Source organism: Blautia sp. St.27G3 (assembly GCF_059728505.1).
The window spans coordinates 228,091-248,653 of sequence record NZ_BAAGFO010000004.1 but is presented as its reverse complement, the minus strand read 5'-3'; the positions used below and the strand labels follow the sequence as shown (position 1 = coordinate 248,653).

16 protein-coding genes and 1 other annotated feature are annotated in these 20,563 nt (G+C 45.6%); of the genes, 1 reads left to right on the top strand and 15 read right to left on the bottom strand.

Annotation, left to right across the window (positions count from 1 at the left end):
* Nucleotides 1-128: 128 nt before the first annotated feature.
* The 15 genes from AC6I2O_RS18490 to leuC form a co-directional block, all read right to left on the bottom strand.
* On the bottom strand, nt 129-1,106 hold the full coding sequence (locus tag AC6I2O_RS18490; protein WP_497743447.1) for an SGNH/GDSL hydrolase family protein: 978 nt from the start codon (nt 1,104-1,106) through the stop codon (nt 129-131).
* Nucleotides 1,093-2,682, bottom strand: a complete 1,590-nt coding sequence (locus AC6I2O_RS18485; protein WP_497743446.1) for an MBOAT family O-acyltransferase — start codon at nt 2,680-2,682, stop codon at nt 1,093-1,095. Before AC6I2O_RS18485 ends, AC6I2O_RS18490 begins: the two co-directional genes overlap by 14 nt.
* On the bottom strand, nt 2,683-2,916 hold the full coding sequence (locus tag AC6I2O_RS18480) for an acyl carrier protein (RefSeq protein WP_497743445.1): 234 nt from the start codon (nt 2,914-2,916) through the stop codon (nt 2,683-2,685).
* 52 nt (nt 2,917-2,968) lie between these two features.
* Nucleotides 2,969-4,192: an alanine racemase gene (locus AC6I2O_RS18475; RefSeq protein WP_497743444.1), complete on the bottom strand. Its 1,224-nt coding sequence runs from the start codon at nt 4,190-4,192 to the stop codon at nt 2,969-2,971.
* Nucleotides 4,189-5,694, bottom strand: a complete 1,506-nt coding sequence (locus tag AC6I2O_RS18470; RefSeq protein WP_120391624.1) for an amino acid adenylation domain-containing protein — start codon at nt 5,692-5,694, stop codon at nt 4,189-4,191. Before AC6I2O_RS18470 ends, AC6I2O_RS18475 begins: the two co-directional genes overlap by 4 nt.
* Before the next feature lie 403 nt (nt 5,695-6,097).
* Complete coding sequence (gene queA / locus AC6I2O_RS18465) at nt 6,098-7,126, bottom strand: tRNA preQ1(34) S-adenosylmethionine ribosyltransferase-isomerase QueA (protein ID WP_497743443.1); 1,029 nt, start codon at nt 7,124-7,126, stop codon at nt 6,098-6,100.
* The gene (locus tag AC6I2O_RS18460) at nt 7,113-7,733 is read right to left on the bottom strand and encodes a histidine phosphatase family protein (RefSeq protein ID WP_120391622.1); all 621 of its coding nucleotides are present in this window, start codon (nt 7,731-7,733) and stop codon (nt 7,113-7,115) included. Before AC6I2O_RS18460 ends, queA begins: the two co-directional genes overlap by 14 nt.
* A 154-nt stretch (nt 7,734-7,887) precedes the next feature.
* Nucleotides 7,888-10,305 carry a phenylalanine--tRNA ligase subunit beta gene (pheT, locus tag AC6I2O_RS18455; protein ID WP_497743442.1) on the bottom strand — a complete coding sequence of 806 codons (2,418 nt, stop codon included), beginning with the start codon at nt 10,303-10,305 and terminating at the stop codon, nt 7,888-7,890.
* 92 nt (nt 10,306-10,397) lie between these two features.
* The gene (gene pheS, locus AC6I2O_RS18450; protein WP_120391620.1) at nt 10,398-11,417 is read right to left on the bottom strand and encodes a phenylalanine--tRNA ligase subunit alpha; all 1,020 of its coding nucleotides are present in this window, start codon (nt 11,415-11,417) and stop codon (nt 10,398-10,400) included.
* A gap of 62 nt (nt 11,418-11,479) precedes the next feature.
* Nucleotides 11,480-11,708, bottom strand: a binding site (T-box leader).
* 70 nt (nt 11,709-11,778) lie between these two features.
* Complete coding sequence (locus AC6I2O_RS18445; RefSeq protein WP_497743441.1) at nt 11,779-13,068, bottom strand: Ig-like domain-containing protein; 1,290 nt, start codon at nt 13,066-13,068, stop codon at nt 11,779-11,781.
* Nucleotides 13,069-13,141: 73 nt separating this feature from the next.
* Nucleotides 13,142-14,014, bottom strand: a complete 873-nt coding sequence (locus AC6I2O_RS18440) for a YihY/virulence factor BrkB family protein (RefSeq protein WP_497743440.1) — start codon at nt 14,012-14,014, stop codon at nt 13,142-13,144.
* A 26-nt stretch (nt 14,015-14,040) separates the two neighbouring features.
* Entirely contained in the window at nt 14,041-15,480 is a 1,440-nt protein-coding gene (locus AC6I2O_RS18435; RefSeq protein WP_497743439.1) for a SpoIID/LytB domain-containing protein, read from the bottom strand.
* 222 nt (nt 15,481-15,702) lie between these two features.
* Complete coding sequence (locus AC6I2O_RS18430) at nt 15,703-17,400, bottom strand: type 1 periplasmic-binding domain-containing protein (RefSeq protein ID WP_497743438.1); 1,698 nt, start codon at nt 17,398-17,400, stop codon at nt 15,703-15,705.
* Nucleotides 17,401-17,618: 218 nt separating this feature from the next.
* Nucleotides 17,619-18,104, bottom strand: a complete 486-nt coding sequence (leuD, locus tag AC6I2O_RS18425) for a 3-isopropylmalate dehydratase small subunit (RefSeq protein WP_120391693.1) — start codon at nt 18,102-18,104, stop codon at nt 17,619-17,621.
* A 25-nt stretch (nt 18,105-18,129) separates the two neighbouring features.
* Entirely contained in the window at nt 18,130-19,398 is a 1,269-nt protein-coding gene (gene leuC / locus AC6I2O_RS18420) for a 3-isopropylmalate dehydratase large subunit (RefSeq protein WP_120391614.1), read from the bottom strand.
* 231 nt (nt 19,399-19,629) lie between these two features.
* Here leuC and AC6I2O_RS18415 point away from each other — a divergent pair, with 231 nt between their 5' ends.
* The gene (locus AC6I2O_RS18415) at nt 19,630-20,508 is read left to right on the top strand and encodes a LysR family transcriptional regulator (RefSeq protein ID WP_497743437.1); all 879 of its coding nucleotides are present in this window, start codon (nt 19,630-19,632) and stop codon (nt 20,506-20,508) included.
* The last annotated feature ends 55 nt before the right edge of the window (nt 20,509-20,563 follow it).

Sequence of the window (20,563 nt, the reverse complement as noted above, 5' to 3'; positions counted from 1 at the left end):
ACATATTCCCTCATCTGCTGTTCATCTTTGTACTTCTTTTTCCACAAAAACTCCGCATATACAATTACATAAATACAAAAAAAGGAAGAGGTACGCCTCTTCCCATCATATCAATCTATTGAGATATTCTATTTTCTGGACTTCAAAATTTTCTGAACCTTCTTTTTATATTTTTTCGCCTTTTTATCCCATTCGTCGTACGCGTCCTGACCCCTTCTGTCCTCGAGACCACACGCGTCTTTCAGATATTGGCCCAAATAAGCAGTTGCTTTCTTTGCCCCTGACAAATTCAGATGATCTCCGCCGTCAAGACTGTCTTTTTTCCAGTCAATCCCAAGCTCTTCCAGCTTCAGATTCAGATCCACATACAATATCTCTTTTTTCTTTGCAAGGTTGCTGATCACATCATGGGTGTGGTAATTACAGTTGGAAGGCGAGGGCACACTGTACAAAACCACTTGGATTTCGTGCTTCCTGCAAAGGCGAAGGATCTGATCAAAGTATAACTGCCCGTAAGCGGACAGCTTATCCTGCTCCTTCTCTTCCTGCATATAATCTCCGCCCTCATATGGTTTCACAGCAGACCGGATCTCAAACCCTTTGTAGCTCGTCAGCGCATCTTCTTCCTTGTCAAACGCCTCCTTCCAGAGATTGTGATACCGGAAAATCGGAAAATAATACGCCGTCAGCTCCCCAAGCGAAAGCTGCATATCCTGCATAATCCCCTGGCAGCGGAAAAACATATTCGTTTCTAAAACCACTGTCTTTAAATCCTGTTTTTTCAGAACCTTTTTTAAAATATAGTAAGCCTCCTGCATCCACTGCCCTGACTGCCCGCAGACATAGGCAGGAATCCCCTGTTCTGACCATAGCTGCAACGGAGAAAATGAAGTATACGTCTCACTATCTCCCAATACCAGAACATCAATGGTATTTGGTTCCTCCGACAAAACACCTGCAATGCACTTGTTCCGATCCTCTATGTTCCCTTTTGCATACCAGAAAACAGGGTCCACCATTCGGGATGCCACAAAAAGCAGCGCCGTCACCAAAAGGAAAAAAATGCAGCCTCTTTTTACTGTCTTCCAGTTTTTAAAATCCTGCATAAATCAGATCCACCTCCTGATAACCACTGCCATACGCGCCCAAAATCACAACAGCCAGAATCAAAGTACAGTACACCGCCCAGCGAAGCGGCATCCTGGCCTGAAGCAGGCCATCCAGTACCGGGCGATTTCGTTCCTTTAATGAACCCACAATTCCAACCACAATACACCCCAGCACAATTGCCAACAAATCAGCTCTCCCAAGTCCGAGGTTCAAAATCGTGCCATTCCATAAGGTAGCAAAATCAAAATCCCGGAAAATACTTCCGAACATCGCAAGGCCGGCACGCAGTGTATCCGCTCTGAAAAACAGTTCTCCGGTAAAAATGATGAGCCATGTTTTGCCGATCTGAAGGCATCTCCACCACCTGCTGTTCTCTTTTACATGCAGCACTTTGCGCACCTGGCTTCCAAGCGGTTCCGCCATCACGCCAATCAGCAGAATCACAAAATAATACATACCATAGAACAGATAGCTCCACTTTGCCCCATGCCACAGTCCGTTTAAAAACCATACCGGAAACAGGCACAGAGCAGAAAGCCCTACCTTCGCCCAGTATTTTCCAAAACGCTTTCTCGCAAAACGGTTCCACTTCTTTACATATTCCGATACAGACACCGGATAAAACACATACGTTTTCAGCCACACACCAAGCGATATGTGCCATCTGCGCCAGAAGTCCGCCGCATTCACCGCGCAGAACGGCTGACGGAAATTCTCTGGCAGTACAATGCCAAACAGTCTTCCGCTTCCGATCACAATATCAATACTCCCGGAAAACTCCATATAAAGCTGTATCGTATAAGCAATGGCCCCTATCACAATCACCATGCCGCTGTAGCCTTTGTAATTATCAAATACTGTATTTACCATCAGATACAGCCTGTCAGCCACTACCATCTTTTTAAACAGCCCCCAGAGAATCCGTACAAATCCATGCGTCAGATTTTCTGCTTTGAGCGCATCGCCTGTACCTAGCTGCTCAGACAGAGCAGAATAACTGCAAATCGGGCCTTCCATCATTTTGGGGAAAAAAGAAAGAAACAATGCCAGCTTCCACGGACGACGTTCCGCGATCATACGATCCCAGTAGACATCCATCATGTACCCGATCGCTTCCAGCGTATAAAAAGAAATCCCGACCGGTACAGCCAGCCTTTTTAGAGAAAGAAAGGAAGCGCCGCCTGCTCTTTCAACCAGTCGGTTTAAATTGTCTGCAAAAAAGTTATAGTATTTCAGATAACCCAAAAGAAACACCAGAGAGAAAATCCCGGCCAGAAGAACAAGTTTTTCTTTTTTCCGGAATTTTTCTCTGATGTTCTGTGTCTGCGCACGCGCAACCTCTGCCGTCTCACTGCTGCACTTTTGTTTCAGATGCAGCAGCGCAAGCCCTGTGCCGTACGTCAGAAGCGTGCTCCCCGCAAGGTAGATAACCAGGCCTTTGCTGATTGAAGCAAAGAACAGATAACTGCTGCACAGCAGCACGCCGCTTCGCCATCTGCGCGGCGCCATCTGATACAGCAGAAGCACCGCCGGCAAAAAAAGAAACAGATATAAATTCGTATGGTATGCCATTTAGCACCTCTCCATGAGCCGCTGTATCATGGCCCACATTGCTCTGGCAGAGTTAAAGTTTGCCGGAATCATATCCGTGGCCTCAATGCGGACACCAAACTCATTTTCAAACTCCGCTACCAGGGAAATCAGACCGAATGAATCCAGAATCCGGTCGTCAATCAACCGTTCTTCTGTCTCATAATCCACACTGTCATCAATATCCATTAAAATTTCTATTACTTTCTCCATCATGCTTCCTCCTCAGACTTATCGTTCTGTTCCTTTCTCTTTCATTCGTTTCTTACTACTTTGTTTGCTTCCACATGTTCCACTGGTATAGCTCCTGACGCTCTCTGGCAGGCTTCCAGCCATCTTTCTCACTGTAACAAACAATTCCTGGAAGTTCGTGGCTCAGAAACAGTGCCATTCCTTCTGTCACAGAATATGCGCCGGTGCGTTCAAAAACAAGAACATCGCCTTCTTCCGGCTCTTTTTCCAATGTGATCTGACACAAAACGTCATTTGCCGTACATAAAGAACCGCACACAGTCCATGCCCGATCCGCCGCAGTTTCGCTGTTTTCGTCTTCCTGTCCGGTCACGCTGTTCTCTGATGGCAGCAACATGACATGAGGCTGATACATCCCGCGAATCTGCCCGTCATAGTTTATTTGATGAATGCCTCCGTCCACAATACAGTAATTTTTATCTCTGCTGCATTTTACATCCCTGATCATGGTAAGATAACAGCCACAGCGCGCCGCAAGCGCACGGCCAAGTTCCAGACGCACACGGCCGCTCCACTTCATGCCGTCAATCGTTTCTGCAATCATACGGAGGCCTTCATCCGAAAAAGTCTCGATTTCTTCATCCATAAAATACGGAACACCAATCCCCGGTCCATACTCGAGCTCCGCGAACGAAAACTGCGCCTCCTGCTCTATGTTCTGCAAAAATTCATCGAGATACCGGAGCTCTTTTTCGATCGCTTTCTGTCTCCGTTTTCCTGTGCCGGAAAAAAAATGAAGCCCCTGTATCTTCAAAAAAGGATATTCTGCCCGTGTCTGCACCAGATGCCGGATTGTCTCTTCATCCATACCGAACTGATTTCCACTGGTCAGCCTTGGATATACGCGAAGCGTTTTCTGATGGCTTTCGGCCCACCCGGCAAGGCAACGCAACTGACGCATGGATTCTGCCGTATAAACACTGTTTTCTTGGCAGTAATCCAGAATTTCCAGCAAATCCTCCTCTTTTTTCAGGACACCGGATATCACCAGCCTGTCCGCATGGATTCCAAGCTCCCGACATATCCGAAATTCTCCCATCGAGCAAACTTCAATCCTGTCTGTCAATTCTGCAAAAGAGCCGGTCAGAAAAGGATTTGCTTTCATTGCATAACAAAGCTCTGCTTTTTGGTCCAGGCAGGCGCGTATTCTATGCACTTCATCTGCCAGCGCATCCAGGTCAAATATGTACAACGGTGTCCCGTACGCATGTGCACCGTATTCCAGAATTTTCCGATTCATCTGGCCGCTCCTTTCGCAAGCTTACCAAACCAGGCCCGGTCAAGCTTGCCATTTTTCGTCACTGGCATCTCGTCCACTTTCACAAATTTGTGCGGTACCATGTACACCGGCAATCCTTCTTTCATCCTTCTGCGCACCTCAGCCGGCTCCGGCTCGCCCGCATAATAGGCAAGGATTCTCTGTTTCTCCTGGTCAAACACACAGCAGCTGCGCCAAACCCCCGGAAGCCCGTTTAACACAGCCTCAATTTCCTCCAACTCGATTCTGTGGCCCATATGCTTGATCTGAAAATCTCTGCGACCGGCAAAATACAACAATCCGTCTTTCCCGAAATAACCCACGTCTCCGGTCCGGTAAAACCGTTCTCCTGACGCAGATACCAAAAATCGTTCCTGCGTCTGCTCCGGATTATGATAATACCCCTCGGCAAGCGATTCCCCTGACACGCAGATTTCTCCGGTTTCCCCCTCTGCACAGACCTCATTTTCGTCGTCATCCAACAAAAATACCCGTCTGCCCGGAAATGCCCTTCCGATCGGAAGCTTTTCCGTATCTGATATCGTCTCTGGAACCGCATACCACGTACAGTTACACGTAATCTCGGTCGGACCATACAGATTCACAAAGCGTGCCTGCGGCAATGCTTTCTGCCACAGCCTCAGATGAACAGCTGGCATACTCTCGCCGCTGAACAGCACTCTTCTGACATGCTCCGGTACGCGATATTCCAATCCCTTCAAACCTGACACCAGACACAGCGCCGAAACGGCCCAAATCAGTGTCGTTACCTTCTTTTCACACAGATAATCCACGAGTACAGACGGCGTTGAAAACATACTTTTCGGTATAATCACAAGCGTGGCGCCTGTTGCCACACAGGAATAAATATCTTTCACAGAAACATCAAAGTCAAACGGCGCCTGATTTCCTAAAACATCTTTTTCCTTTATCTCAAAAAGCTCTGTAAAGTGGCCGATAAAATCAATCACGGATCTATGACTCACGACAATCCCCTTCGGATTTCCGGTAGAACCTGAGGTAAATATCCCGTAAAGCCGGTCTGTCTCTTTGCTTCTTAACCGTATCTGCTCCAGTTTTTTCGAATCCTTCTGTCCCTGAGTCAGATCTTCGAGAAACAGAACCGTCCCCTGATAATTACAGTCATGCAGCATCTTCGCATTCGCCCGATCTGTAATCACTGCTCCCGCCTGAACGGTTTCCAGAATCTTATGTATCCGCGCGGACGGCTGCTGCAAACTGACAGGAACATAAAAACCTCCTGCATATACCACGCCAAACATCGCAGCGAGAACCATTGCACTTTTTTCCGCCAACACCACCACCGGATCTCCCTGCCCAATCATTCCGCTCAGCTTTGTCCCAATTTTCTGCGATAATTCCACAAGCTCTGTATACGTCAAACACATACAGCCATCATCCACAGCCGGCTGATCTTTCCTTTTTGCTTCTGTCTCTTCCAAAAGCTCCAGTATATTTTTCATAGTCCCTCCTCTCCTGTCATTGCACAATCTCTTATACTTTAGCACGATAATATTAAAAAATGTCGGCACAATTCTTAACATTTCTTAACATACTTTAAAACAAAGTCTCATATTTATGCCCGAACAGAACCTCCACCTCTCAGGAGATCCGATTATTTCGCAGCGCTGTTCTGATTTTTTCAGCCTCCCCGCTTCCGTTTGTCTGAAGCCTCAGAAGCGGAATTTTTATTTCAGATGACAATCTGTCTTTTATTGCACAAATGTCATAAAAAATGGACAGCCGCTTGGATTATCCCGAACGCTGTCCGCTAATAATTTCTATGCTTGTGTTGAAACGAACTAACATTGTTTCTTCGCTGTTCTTTGCTTCTTTTTTATCCCTAACAAATACTAAAAAGCGGTGTTAAACGATAAACATGGCATCCCCAAATGAGAAGAACCGATATTCCTCCTTCACTGCCGCTTCATAGGCATGTAAAATATGCTCCTTCCCTGCCAGCGCCGAAACGAGCATCAAAAGCGTCGATTCCGGCAGATGGAAATTTGTAATCAAACCGTCCATGAGTTGAAACTGGTATCCCGGATAAATAAAAATCTCAGTCCAGCCACTGCACGCGCGGATATTTCCATCAAAACGTGTTGCTACGGACTCAATCGTACGGCAGCTTGTTGTTCCGACACAGATCACCCGTCCACCGGAAGCTTTTGTCTGTCGTATCAAAGAAGCGGCTTCTTCTGTCACCTCATAAAATTCCGAATGCATATGGTGCTGTGTGACATCCTCCACCTTAACCGGCCGGAATGTGCCAAGCCCCACATGAAGCGTCACCTCTGCAATTTGAATCCCCTGATCTCTCACCTGCTCAAGCAGCTTTGGCGTAAAATGCAACCCGGCCGTCGGCGCCGCCGCCGAGCCTTCGTGTTTTGCATAGACGGTCTGATATCGGTTTTTATCTTTCAGTTCATGCGTAATATAAGGCGGAAGCGGCATCTGGCCAAGCTTGTCCAGAATCTCTTCAAAAATCCCTTCATAGGAAAACTGAATCAGGCGGTTGCCTTCCTCCACAATATCCAGTACCTCACCCTGCAAAATCCCGTCTCCGAAGATCAGCTTAGTCCCTGGCTTTGCCTTTTTGCCTGGCTTTACCAGCGTCTCCCAGATATCATGTTCCCTTCGCTTCAAAAGCAGGATCTCAATCACTGCACCGGTCCCTTCCCGCACACCGTAAAACCTTGCCGGAATAACCTTTGTATTATTGAGCACCAGACAGTCACCCGGCCGCAGATAATCCAGAATATCCGTAAAATGCCGGTGTGTGATACTGCCGCTTTCCTTTCCCAGCACCAGAAGCCTTGACGCACTGCGGTCCTCCAGCGGGTCCTGCGCAATCAGCTCCTGCGGCAAATTAAAATAAAAATCAGACGTTTTCATAATACACTACATCCTGTTCTTTTATAATCCAAGCTCCGTCCTCCAGATCAACAATCGAAACCGCACAGTTTTTCGGGACTCCGTTCTGCCAGAAATCCTTCGGCGAAAGCCCCTTAATCGCTGCCAGAAGCGCACGCACGGCTGCTCCATGGGAAGAAATCAGGATCGTCTTATCCTGCCATTCCTTCCGCTCCTTCAATTCATCCAAAAATACACGTGTCCGCTCAAGCAGCGAAGCAACCGTCTCCCCGCCTTCCGGCGGAATATAATGCGCCGGATCATGGAAAAAGCAGTAAAATTCCGAACACGGATCGTTTTTTTCCTCTTTGGAGAGCTGTTTTCCCTCCAGCTCTCCAAAACTAATTTCTCCAATCCGCGCATCCTCCAGTATCGGTATCTTTCTTTCACCCAGAATCAGCTCTGCCGTCTCCCTGGCCCGATGCAGCGGGCTGGAAACAACAAGATCAAACGGGACTTCCTGCAGAGCTGCCCCTGTGAGACGCGCAAGCGCGCGCCCCTTTTCATTCAGTCTCGTGTCTGTCTGCCCCTGAAGCCGGAGCATCGCATTCCACGGCGTTTCTCCGTGTCTAACAATATATAATCTCATGTTCACATCTTTCTACAATACAATGCCAACGTTTCATTTTGAATCATGCCTGAGCATTCTTTCCTGCGTTCTGCACATGCCAAAAAACAATTTTCTGGCACATTTCACGGCGCAAATCCGGCGAGAGAAACTCTTTCATCCGCGTTTTCCCAGCCTAAGCACGGATCTCAATTCCCATGGATTCCAGTCCGTTCCAGATCTTCTTCATAGCAACTGTGATATCACTTTCCTCCAGTGTCCGGTCGTTCGCCCGGAATACAATCGAATAAGCCACAGATTTGAAGCCCGCTTTGATCTGCGCACCTTCATAGATGTCAAAGAGCTGACAGTCTTCCAGAATCTTTCCGCCCCTCTGAAGAATCATCGTTTCAATATCGCCCGCCATAATCTGTTTCGGTACCACCATACTGATATCTCTGGTCACTGCCGGATAGCGCGCAATCCCCGTGTACTTGCGGTCAAACGTTGCCAGTTTTGTCACTTCATCCATATCAATCACAGCAATATAAGCCTTTTCCCCAATTCCATAATTTGCCGCCACGGTCGGATGAACCTCACCAAGGTAGCCAAGCACGGTCTTCCCAAGAAGAATCTCCGCCTGACGTCCTGGATGCAGGTATGGTTTTCCATTTTCCGGTGAATACGTCCGGCGGCCGGTAATGCCAACCTTATCCAGAAATTCTTCCACAACGCCTTTCATTGTAAAGAAATCTCCGTCTCCATACATACCGAGCGTAAACTGCATCCGCTCCTTCGGAAGCTCTGTAAGCGGCAGTTCTTTCGGAAGATAAATATTCCCCAGCTCATACAGGCGGACATTTTTGTTGCGGTGATTGTAATTAAATGCCAGAGAGGTCAACATACCTCCAACGGATACGGTACGCATGATACTGAAATCCTCCCCGAGCGGATTCTGAATCTTCACTGCCTCGCGCAGCTTTGAATCCTGCGGAATCAGAAGCTTGTCGTACACCTTCGGACTCTCAAAGGAATACATCATTCCCTGTGAAAAACCGCAATACTCAGCAATATCCTGCGCAACAGCACGCACCCTCAGATCAAACGGCAGTTTTCCGGTCGTTGCCTCGCCGCTCGGAAGCGTGGTCGGAATATTGTCATAACCATAGAATCGCGCAACTTCCTCTGCCAGATCCGCAGTACGGAACAAATCATGCCGAAACGTCGGCGCAATAATTTCATTCGTCTTTTCATCGTATTCCAGATCAACCATCCGGAAATAGCTAAGCATCTGCTCTGCCGGAATATCTGTACCAAGCACCGCATTGATCTTATCTGGTTCAAACGGAATGCGTACCGGCTCTTTTACTTTGCTGTAAACATCCACCATACCGCCGACAACCTCACCAGCGCCAAGCTCTTCCACAAGCTGGCACGCACGGTCAATCGCTGCCTGCGCATTATTCGGATCAAGGCCTTTTTCAAACTTTGCAGATGCATCCGTGCGAAGACCGATCCGTTTGGAAGAAAGACGGATATTGGTTCCATCAAAGCATGCTGCTTCAAAAAGCATTGTTTTTACATCGTCTGTAATCATAGAATTTTCGCCGCCCATGATTCCACCGATGCCAACCGATTTCTCTCCGTCGCAGATCATTACCACGTTTTCATCCATCGTACGCTCCTGGCCGTCCAGTGTCGTAAATTTCTCGTCTTTTGCAGCACGACGTACCACAATCTCATGGCCTGCAAGCGTATCATAATCATACGCATGCATCGGCTGACCATACTCTTCCATGACATAATTCGTAATATCAACGATATTATTGATCGGGCGAATCCCGGCAGCGGCCAGACGTCTCTGCATCCACTTCGGCGACGGAGCAATTTTAATATTCTTTACGATTCTTGCACAGTACCGCGGACACAGCTCCGGATCTTTTACCGTTACTTTTACATAATCTGCTGCATTTTCTTCATTTCCGGTCTTTGTGACAACCGGCGGATGGAATTCTTTGCGGAACGTTGCAGCCGCTTCGCGCGCAATACCGATTACGGAAAAGCAGTCTACACGATTTGAAGTAACCTCATATTCAAATGTCACATCGTGAAGGCCAAGCGCCTCAATCGCATCAGAGCCTACCTCGGCATCCTCTGGGAAAATATAAATTCCGTACTCCGGCGCTTCCGGATACATCTCTTTTGTGGAGCCAAGCTCTTCAATCGAACACATCATGCCGTTTGATTCCACACCGCGCAGCTTTCCCTTTTTTATCTCAATGCCGCCCTCCGTCATTTTTCCATCGTGGTTTCCTGCCACTCGTCCTCCATCCAGAACGACCGGGATCTTATCTCCCACCTGTACATTCGGTGCGCCTGTTACGATCTGTGTCGTTCCATTCCCGATGTTTACCTGACAGATAATCAACTTATCCGCATCCGGATGACGCTCAATTTTTTCAATCTGCCCGATCACAATCTTATCCAGATCACGGTCAGCCTCCACAAATCCCTCCACCTTTGTTCCAGAAAGTGTCATTGCATCCGTATACTCCTGTGCAGTTACATCCAGCTCCGGAACATACGCTTTTATCCATGATAATGTTGTATTCATTTCCATATCTCCTTCTATAAACTAAATCTGGTCAAACAGGTGCGAGACGCTACGTTCTCCCTGCTCATCCTTCTCTGCTCTCAAACTTTTCCTTAGAACTGCTTCAGGAAACGGACGTCGTTTTCATAGAGCAACCGCATATCATCAATTTCATATTTGAGTAGTGCTATACGCTCCAGACCAACACCAAATGCAAACCCGGTATATTCTTCCGGATCAATGCCGCACATTTCCAACACATGCGGATGTACCATACCGCAGCCAAGAATCTCTATCCAGCCGCTGCCTTTGCAGAAACGGCAACCTTTTCCTCCACATTTAAAGCAGGAAACATCCACCTCCGCACTCGGTTCTGTGAACGGGAAATGATGCGGACGGAATTTTGTCTTTGTCTCTTCCCCGAACAACTCTTTTGCAAACTGCTCCAAGGTCCCTTTCAGGTCTGCAAACGTGACATTTTTATCCACAACCAGGCCTTCAATCTGATGGAAGGACGGAGAATGCGTCGCGTCCACCTCGTCAGAACGGAACACGCGACCCGGAGAAATCATACGGATCGGCAGATTACCCTTTTCCATCGTTCTCGCCTGTACCGGTGAGGTCTGTGTACGCAATACAATTTCTTTATTGATATAGAAGGTATCCTGCTCATCCTTGGCCGGATGGTTGGCCGGAATATTCAGCTTTTCGAAATTGTACTCATCGTATTCAATTTCCGGGCCTTCCACCACCTCATAACCCATTCCGATAAAAATGCGCTCTACTTCTTCCCGCGCGATCGTATTCGGATGACGGTGTCCTACGTTATTTTTCTTTGCCGGAAGTGTCACATCAATCACTTCTGCCTTTAACTGCAGCTCAAGCGCCTGCTGTTCCAGTTTTTTCTTAGTCTCTTCCAACACGCCCTCGATCTGCGCCCGCGCCTCATTCACAAGCTGACCAAACGCCGGACGCTCCTCTGGAGCCACATCCTTCATACTCTTCAGCACTGCTGTCAGCTTGCCTTTTTTTCCAAGGAAATTCACTCTGACGTCATTCAGTTTATCCAGCACTCCTGCCTCTGCAATCTGTGCCAGCGCCTCTTCTTTGATCGCCTGCAATTTGTCTTTCATGTTTTTCTTCCTTCCTTCTTTTATTTTAAATAAATATGAGAAACAAAAAAGCTCCGTCCCCCAATAGGGACGAAGCATATGTTCCGTGGTACCACCCTGTTTCCTGCCATTCGGCAGGCACTTGGACATGCGTAACGTGCATGAAACGTCATCCCCTACCAGATATACCTTCCGGGACGAAGCTCCGGTGTGAAATTCGCTCCCTGCCTGAACCTGAGAATGCTTCCAGCCGACGACATTCTCTCTCTGTCGGAAAAACAGTTCGCTACTGTGCACCATCTGCGCCTATTTCTTTTAAACTATTCCTTATTCTAATCACATCTTTTCAGAATGTCAAGCTAAAATTAAATCTTCCCACAGTCTAAACTTCTCTGTAGTAGCTAAACTTATACGGTTGGCCATATTCATAATTGTATTCTGCCTCACAACGGTATTTCACACCATCCATATCAAAAAAGAAAGTGATTCTCTGTGTATTATAAATAACATTATTTGAAGAGTAAGCCACAAAATTCACATCGTCCTGCTGCCCTGGCAGTATCGTCTTATTATAATAATACGGCATCTCCATTGCTTTTAACAATTCATAGTCATCGTCATAAGCATATGCTGTTTTATAAATTTCAATTGCATGCGCCGTATTATTCTGTATCCGAAATGTCACTTCACTGCTCACAGCTTCCCAGTTGATCGTACTCACAGTAATGCCAGGCATAGCAATGCCTTCCTGTGGAACAATCACCTCACAGCTATAACAATAGGAACCAAGAAATGCCGTTATCTCTGTACTTCCAGAAGCTTTGGCAGTCACTTTTCCATTCGCACTTACCGTTGCTACACGTTCATTATCACTGATCCAGGTAGCACGTTTAGAAGTGTTCAGCAATTTCAACGTATAGGATTCCCCCATTTTTAATGTCAAATACTCTTTATTAATTTTTACAGGAGGATTTTTTACCGTTACCTTACATTTTACCGTATACCCATTAAACTTTGCGCTGATCACCGCTGTCCCTTTCTTTTTTGCCGTTACCTTTCCGGCCTTAGAAACAGTCGCTACTTTCTTATTGCTTGATGACCATTTTGCCTTTTTAGAACTAATGTTAAGCTTTAATGTATATGTTTTTCCAGGATAAATCGTCTTTGATTTTTTATTGATAGTGATCGGAAACCGCGGCGTTTTGCCCTTGCTCATATCTAAAAAAGCATTTTTATAGTATTTTGCCCGCTTTGATGCAACAGAATAATCGATCCTGAGCAATACGTTCGAATACTGATACATTCGCATTGACCACGACGGTACCGCATCATATATAGTTTTTAAATATTTTCGTCTCCTTGTTGCATCCGATGAATTTTTAAATATTTCAACTGTTCCGGAACACTCAATATCATCATCCATATAAGTGCGATCCTGGAAATCTATTTTACACTTGTACTGATGCGGCTTTCCAAGCAGATGATTCGGATCCGACTTATTTGTTGAATAAATATTATAACTGTGAATAGGGAAGCCATTTGTCTTAAGTGTACTTATGATCTGTTTGCCGGACATATTTGACAGTTTCGCCGCACACACTGTATTCGAAGGCAATGATAAAAACACTGTTAACAGAAATAATAATCCTAACAATTTTGTTTTCTTTCTCATACCTCATCCTCCCGCATCTTCATATTTTCTTTCATTATATCAGAGATCCTCATTTTTCCAAACTCTTTTTGATTTATTTTTTCAGAAATATTTTCTCCAGCATCTCTTTGGAGGCATCATTTTGAAACAGCTCAGGACTTACAAGATACTCATTGATCTCTGCGCCCACAAATACAAGATACATACAGATATAAAGCCAAAGCATTGCAACCACAAGCGTCGTCAAACTGCCATACACCACTGACATATTTACCGCATAATCCAGATAAATAGAAAACGCATAAGAAAACACCGCCCACGAAAATGCAGTAAAGACCGCTCCCGGAAACTGACTGCGAAAAGATCGCCGTCTGTTCGGCAAAAACATATACATCATCAAAAACAGTCCTCCCAAAATGGCAAGCGCGATAACGGTTGGTAGAATCACCGTATCATCCAGATATTCCATAAGAACTGGAAACCACTGCCACAGGTAGCGCTGAAGTGTATACCCAAAAACAAGAATACTGAGACTTATAAGAAGCGCCACAATCATGACAATCGTATAACAAGCCGCACGAAACCGTACCAGAAAGTAATTTCTGGTCTCTTCGATCCGATATATGGAATTCAAGCCATCGGCCAGTCCCATAATGCCTTTTCCTGCTACCCATACAGCCACAATCGCCGACCAGGAAAGCAATGCAGTAGACTGCTGAAAAACGCTGCTTACAACCGGAGTCAAAAACTCAGAGACCTCAAATGGTGTAATACGCTCAATCGTTGTCACAACTTCATTCTGCGTCAGCGGCGTAAACTGAACGAGGGTCAAAAGAAGCATCAGCACAGGAAATACACTCATTATGATAAAAAAAGCTGCCTCTGCCGAATGCGCCCGCACCCTGTCATTTTTCATTTTTATTGTGAAGCAATGTATCAGCTCTGCAATTTTGCGAATGTTTCTCATAACTCTCTCCCTTTGGAAAAGCTGTTTCATGTGTCTTTTCCTACTATGGTATCCACTCCATAATAATACCTTAAAATTGCGTGATAGTCCAGTCCTTCTGACGCCATCTGCGCCGCTCCGCATTGACTCATTCCATTTCCATGGCCATAACCGCCTCCCACAATGGAAATGCTGTCGTCTAATTTAAAAGATTCTCCTTCCAGATAAAAATAGGCGCTTGGAAGAAGCTGCATGTTACTTGTGAGTGTTCCGTCCTGAAGCAAAATTTCCAGATCTCTGTCTCCAAACAATTTCCGAATCTGATATTCTCCCTCAACAGAAAAATGCTCCCCGTAGCAGCTTATAGAAACTGCCTGAATCTGTCCATCGTTTCTTCGCCCAGTAATTCTAACAGAAAAAATCTCTTCCTCTCCCTCTGCCGCCTCCGCCTTTTTTTTCAGCTCCTTTACATCTTCTCCAAACTCTCTGATACAGTTCTCCACTACCATGCGCACAGGAAGCTCTACTGTCCAGCGCAGCCATGGCGAACCGTATTCTTTTCCTTCTTCAGGCTCCTCTTTCAAAAATTTTTCAAATGCACCCTCATCTCCCAGATCTTCTCGATGCTCGGAAAGACAGGAGGTCGAAAAATACAGTACTTCATCGAGTGGCAGAATTTCCCCCGTCGTTGCCGCTACGGCTTCCCGTGACGCCTTCTGGCTTCTGTAATTATTATACACCTGAAACGAAACACTATCGTTCATATCTCGGACAGGAATACAGTTTACCGCATAAGTTCTAGCACAAACTGCCTGTGCCTTCAAAGCTTCTTCCGGATAATCCGATGGCATTTCACTGGATACAACCCCGCACAGATATTCTTCCAGAGGCAATTCATTCACAACCAAAATTCCGTCCTCGGTTCCCTCCAGATACAATTTCCCTCTGTACTGCGGAGTGCCGTCTCCGCGCGTGATACTTTCCACTTTCAAGGCCCCATTTTTATTTCCCGAAACACAGAGAATTGTCCCTTCCGGTAATTCTGAAGCAGAAATCGTAAAAGTCTCCTCCGGAGCATATTCCTTTTTTTCACTGTCTGTTCCGCCCATCTCTGAAACGGCATATCCTTTGTCACAGGACAGGATAACGGTTTCATGATATTCATGTTGAAAATCCTGATCCATAATCGTAACACAGATATTTTCGGGCACCGATATTTCTGCTCTGATCGCTGACCCTTCTTCCTGCTTTTTATGGCCAGAAGGTTCTTCCGTCTCATTTTGCACATCATTTGTCTTCTTTTTTCCCGAAGTACCCGGTTCCACCATGTCTGTCGTTTTCTTTCCCAAGGCACTCGTTTCTACTGCAGCATTTCCATTGTATTCTATATAATGCCAGAGCATCCAAAACGACAGTCCTGCAAATATCATTGCCGCCAAGATCTCAAGCACAAATATTATTTTTTCCATCCATTTTTTTCGTCCCACAATATCCTCCAAGCTTGTCTATGTTTTCAGAATTAAATATCCCCTTCTTTAAAGTATATTGTTCGGGAACCATCAGAAGAACCCCATTTTCTCCTTTTTTAATAAATCTCAAGATGATAACTTGTGACTGAAATACTTCAAAAACCCCGACTTTCGTTCTCTGTTCACCGAAAGCCGGGGTTCTCTTATTTTACATTTTCTTGCTTCTTACAATCACGAGTTTCACTTTTTCATCATTTCAGAAACTGCCTCACGAATCAAATCAGATACGTTATCGTCCTCTTCCACTTTCAGATTGTCGATATTCTTTTCCTCAACACCTTTAAAATCATGCTTCTCGTCAAAGAAGATAAACTTCTGATCTGCAAATTCCCCTGATGCCTGAGTGAGTGGATACAGTGCCTGGGAATCGCCACAAATGATAACATCATATGAACCATCACAGTATTCATACATCTGTGATTTAAATACTAACTTGTTGGATGATGCATCGCCAAGCTCCACTATTTCAAACTCAAAAGCGTCTTTTCCAAGCTCCTTCTGAAGACTTTCCAGACCTGTATTTGCAGCATCAAACATAGAATCTTTACCAAGCGTACCATTTACAAACAAAACTGCTTTATACTTGGTTTCCTTAATTTCCTTTGTTTCTTCGGTTTCTTTCTTTGTATCTTTTGCAAGACCAAGACCATAGTCTTTCTTCACAGCCTTTTCCGTAACCGCTTCTGTTTCCGGTGCCTCTGTTTCAGCTTCTGTTACTTCCTCAGTTTCAGTTTCGGTTTCCGTCTCGGTTTCTACTTCTGTCTCAACCGGCTTCGCAAGACCAAGACCATAATCTTTCTTCACGGTCTTTTCCGTTTCTGGAGCTTCGGTTATTTCTTCGGTTTCTGTTTCCGTCTCGGTTTCCGTCTCGGTTTCTGTCTCCGTCTCAGGCGCTTCCGTTACTTCTTCAGTTTCTGTTTCTGTCTCAGGCGCTTCCGTTACTTCTTCGGTTTCCGTCTCAGTTTCTGTCTCCGTCTCAGGCGCTTCCGTTACTTCTTCAGTTTCCGTCTCAGTTTCTGTTTCTGTCTCTGTTTCAGGCGCTTCCGTTACTTCTTCGGTTTCCGTCTCAGTTTCCGTTTCTGTCTCAGTTTCAGTTTCGGTCTCAGGTGCTTCCGTTACTTCTTCGGTTTCTGTTTCCGTCTCAGTTTCCGTCTCAGGCGCTTCCGTTACTTCTTCGGTTTCTGTTTCCGTCTCAGTTTCCGTCTCAGGCGCTTCCGTTACTTCTTCGGTTTCTGTTTCCGTCTCAGTTTCCGTTTCTGTCTCAGTTTCCGTTTCTGTCTCAGGTGCTTCCGTTACTTCTTCGGTTTCTGTTTCCGTCTCAGGCGCTTCCGTTACTTCTTCAGTTTCCATCTCAGTTTCGGTTTCTGTCTCAGGCGCTTCCGTCACTTCTTCGGTTTCCGTTTCCGTCTCAGGCGCTTCCGTTACTTCTTCGGTTTCCGTCTCGGTTTCGGTTTCTGTCTCAGGCGCCTCTGTTACTTCTTCAGTTTCCGTCTCAGTTTCTGTCTCAGGCGCTTCCGTTACTTCTTCGGTTTCCGTCTCGGTTTCTGTTTCAGCTGCCTCTGTTACCTCTTCAGTTTCTGTCTCAACTGCAGCCGTTTCCTTCGTTGCCTCTGCTCCTGCCTTTTTCTCTGTAAGCTGCTCTGTCACCGCTTCTAATTCTGTTTTTGCTTCAGTCTTCGCTTCCGTTTCACTTTCTGTATTAGCCTCAGTCTTCGCTTCTGTTTTTGCTTCAGTCGCAGCCTCAGTTTCTACTTCGGTCACTGCTTCAGTCACCTTTTTTTCGGTAGCTTTTTCAGTTTCCTTCTTTGTCGATGAACTACAGCCTGTCATTGAAACAGTAAGTGCTGCAGCCAGAGCAAATGCTATCGCTTTTTTCATTGTGTGCTTCCTCCTCCAAAATCTTGTCTCGCCACGTCCCGCTAAACATCAAACAAAGCGTCCTTTCGGGAACTTTTATCAGCTAAAGTTAAATATAGCACATTTACCACCCGTTGACAAGAACACACCCACCTGAAAACATAAGAATTTCGGCCTATTTCAGGCTTTTTTAAGAAATTGCCGCGCAGCTTACAGCCACGCGGCAACCACCTTAGAACTTATATCCGGTTAATGTAATTTATCAGCCCCTCAGCCTGAATGATTTTTTGCATAAATTCAGGGAATGCCTGCCCTTTAAATTCTGTGCCTTTCGTGCGATTATAAATCATACCACTGTCAAAATCCACTTCCACCTGATCGCCTGCTTCAATTCCCCTGGAAGCCTCCGGACACTCAATAATCGGAAGTCCTATGTTAATTGCATTGCGATAAAAAATCCGAGCAAACGTCTCTGCAATCACACAGCTCACTCCTGCTGCCTTAATTGCAATGGGTGCATGCTCTCTCGAAGAGCCACAACCAAAATTTTTCTCAGCTACAATAATATCGCCTTTTGAAACACGTTTCACAAACTCTTTGTCAATGTCTTCCATACAATGCGTCGCCAGTTCCGCCGGATCTGAAGAATTCAGATATCTTGCCGGAATAATAACATCCGTATCCACATTATCGCCATATTTAAAAACAGTTCCCGATGCTTTCATAAAAACCTGTCCTCCTGCTCTTTTTTCATTCACTTAATTCTTCCGGTACTGAAATTTTCCCAGTCACTGCACTGGCGGCTGCCACTGCCGGACTTGCCAGATACACTTCAGAATCCACATGCCCCATACGTCCTACGAAATTGCGGTTCGTCGTGGAAATACAACGCTCACCTGCCGCCAAAATCCCCATATATCCTCCAAGGCACGGCCCACAGGTTGGAGTGCTCACCACCGCCCCTGCTTCAATGAAAATCTTCAGTAACCCTTCCTCCATAGCCTGTAAATAGATTGACTGTGTTGCCGGAATAATAATACAGCGAACACCTTTTTTCACTTTACGTCCTTTCAATATCGCAGCAGCCGTTCGAAGATCGTCCATACGTCCGTTTGTACAGGAACCAATCACTGCCTGATCAATGGTCACCGGCTCTTCAATCTCATCCACTGTCTTAGTATTCTCAGGCAGATGCGGAAAAGCCACTGTCGGCTTCAATGTACTTAGATCAATCGTATATTCCTCATCATACACGGCATCCTCATCTGCTTCATAGATACGGTATTCCCGCTTAGAATGCTCTTTCATATAAGCAATCGCCCGGTCGTCCACGGGGAAAATTCCATTCTTTCCGCCAGCCTCAATCGCCATATTTGCAATGGTAAAACGATCATCCATACTGAGGTTTGCAATTCCATCACCTACAAACTCCATTGACTTGTACAGTGCACCGTCCACACCGATCATTCCAATGATATGAAGAATCACATCTTTTCCGCTCACCCATTTTGATGGCTTTCCAATCAGATTAAATTTGATTGCGGACGGCACCTTAAACCACGCTTTTCCGGTCACCATGCCAGCCGCCATATCAGTACTTCCAACGCCGGTAGAAAAGGCGCCAAGCGCACCGTACGTACAAGTATGTGAGTCTGCTCCAATAATCACATCACCTGCCACCGTTAATCCCTGTTCCGGAAGCAGTGCATGCTCAATACCCATCTGGCCCACGTCAAAATAGTTGGTAATGTCATGCTTGCATGCAAATTCACGGACGCATTTGCAGTGCTCTGCTGATTTGATATCCTTGTTCGGAATAAAATGATCCATGACAAGTGCAATTTTCTCTTTATCAAAAACCTTATCCTCACGGAACTTATCCATCTCATGAATGGCTACCGGAGAAGTAATATCATTTCCAAGTACAAGATCAAGCTGCGCTTCAATGAGCTGTCCCGCCTCCACCTTCTCAAGTCCGGCTGCTGCCGCCAAGATCTTCTGTGTCATCGTCATTCCCATATTCTAATCCTCCTGCTTTTCTCTCAAAAACAAACGCCCGTTCAAGCAGCAAATTTTATCGATTCCCAATGCTCCAACCACTGCGTTGTCAATTCTATATTGCCATTATAACACTCCATTTGTTATAATACTAATACATATTATTAATATTTATCATAACTATTAATTATAATACTGCCAACAATAACGAAATTGCTGTTTCAGTTAACGCAAATTATAAAAGGAGGTTCCATGCAACAAAACCTGTCCCTTTATCACATTTTCTCGACAGTTGCCCGTACCGGCAATATCTCCAAGGCAGCAAAAGAACTTTTCATCAGCCAGCCCGCAGTCAGCAAATCACTTCAAAAACTAGAAGAAAATCTCGACACAACACTGTTTAAACGCAGCTCTCGCGGCGTGATTCTGACACCGGACGGAGAACTTCTCTATGCCAAAACAAAAGAAGCCTTCTCCTTGCTCCAGGAAGGGGAGACTGCCATTCTCCATAATCGTGCCCGTGACATTCCGCGCCTTCGTCTCGGAGCCAGTTCAACGCTTAGCAAATATGTACTGCTCTCCCGCCTCAAATCCTATATTACCCTTTTTCCACAGACAAGAATTACGATCTCCTGTCAATCTACCTACCAGACTTTGCGCCTTTTGGATGAAGAAAAAATAGACCTTGGGCTGATCGGACGCCCAAAGAAATTGCATGGCTATTACTTCCGGCCACTTTTATCCATCCAGGATACTTTCGTCGCCACACAACAATATCTGAACAATCAGCAAAAACTATACCCGGAAGATCCGCTGTTTCATACAGCCACATTTATGATGCTCGATGAAGAAAATATCACGCGTCAGCTTGTAGACACTACACTTAAAGAACATCAAACAGAATTAAGCCACATCCTCGAGGTAACTTCTATGGATTTGCTTATCCAATTTGCCAAAATCAGTCTCGGTATTGCTTGTGTCATTCGTGAATTTGTTCAACAGGAACTATACGAAAAAACGCTCACTGAAGTGCCGATCGGATTCGTTTTCCCAAAACGCGAAGTAGGATTTGTCTGTCGAAAAGACGACGAAAATCGACCGCTACTAAAATACTTTTTTTCTGATAACTAAACAAACCAGGGCTACGGCACAGTTTTGCATACGAATAAAAATCGTTCTGAAATCC

Excerpts from the sequence above, each read along its gene's own strand:
- AC6I2O_RS18490 (WP_497743447.1), bottom strand. The coding sequence starts at position 1,106 with ATGCAGGATTTTAAAAACTGGAAGACAGTAAAAAGAGGCTGCATTTTT.
- AC6I2O_RS18485 (WP_497743446.1), bottom strand. The coding sequence starts at position 2,682 with ATGGCATACCATACGAATTTATATCTGTTTCTTTTTTTGCCGGCGGTG.
- AC6I2O_RS18480 (WP_497743445.1), bottom strand. The coding sequence starts at position 2,916 with ATGATGGAGAAAGTAATAGAAATTTTAATGGATATTGATGACAGTGTG.
- AC6I2O_RS18475 (WP_497743444.1), bottom strand. The coding sequence starts at position 4,192 with ATGAATCGGAAAATTCTGGAATACGGTGCACATGCGTACGGGACACCG.
- AC6I2O_RS18470 (WP_120391624.1), bottom strand. The coding sequence starts at position 5,694 with ATGAAAAATATACTGGAGCTTTTGGAAGAGACAGAAGCAAAAAGGAAA.
- queA (WP_497743443.1), bottom strand. The coding sequence starts at position 7,126 with ATGAAAACGTCTGATTTTTATTTTAATTTGCCGCAGGAGCTGATTGCG.
- AC6I2O_RS18460 (WP_120391622.1), bottom strand. The coding sequence starts at position 7,733 with ATGAGATTATATATTGTTAGACACGGAGAAACGCCGTGGAATGCGATG.
- pheT (WP_497743442.1), bottom strand. The coding sequence starts at position 10,305 with ATGAATACAACATTATCATGGATAAAAGCGTATGTTCCGGAGCTGGAT.
- pheS (WP_120391620.1), bottom strand. The coding sequence starts at position 11,417 with ATGAAAGACAAATTGCAGGCGATCAAAGAAGAGGCGCTGGCACAGATT.
- AC6I2O_RS18445 (WP_497743441.1), bottom strand. The coding sequence starts at position 13,068 with ATGAGAAAGAAAACAAAATTGTTAGGATTATTATTTCTGTTAACAGTG.
- AC6I2O_RS18440 (WP_497743440.1), bottom strand. The coding sequence starts at position 14,014 with ATGAGAAACATTCGCAAAATTGCAGAGCTGATACATTGCTTCACAATA.
- AC6I2O_RS18430 (WP_497743438.1), bottom strand. The coding sequence starts at position 17,400 with ATGAAAAAAGCGATAGCATTTGCTCTGGCTGCAGCACTTACTGTTTCA.
- leuD (WP_120391693.1), bottom strand. The coding sequence starts at position 18,104 with ATGAAAGCATCGGGAACTGTTTTTAAATATGGCGATAATGTGGATACG.
- leuC (WP_120391614.1), bottom strand. The coding sequence starts at position 19,398 with ATGGGAATGACGATGACACAGAAGATCTTGGCGGCAGCAGCCGGACTT.
- AC6I2O_RS18415 (WP_497743437.1), top strand. The coding sequence starts at position 19,630 with ATGCAACAAAACCTGTCCCTTTATCACATTTTCTCGACAGTTGCCCGT.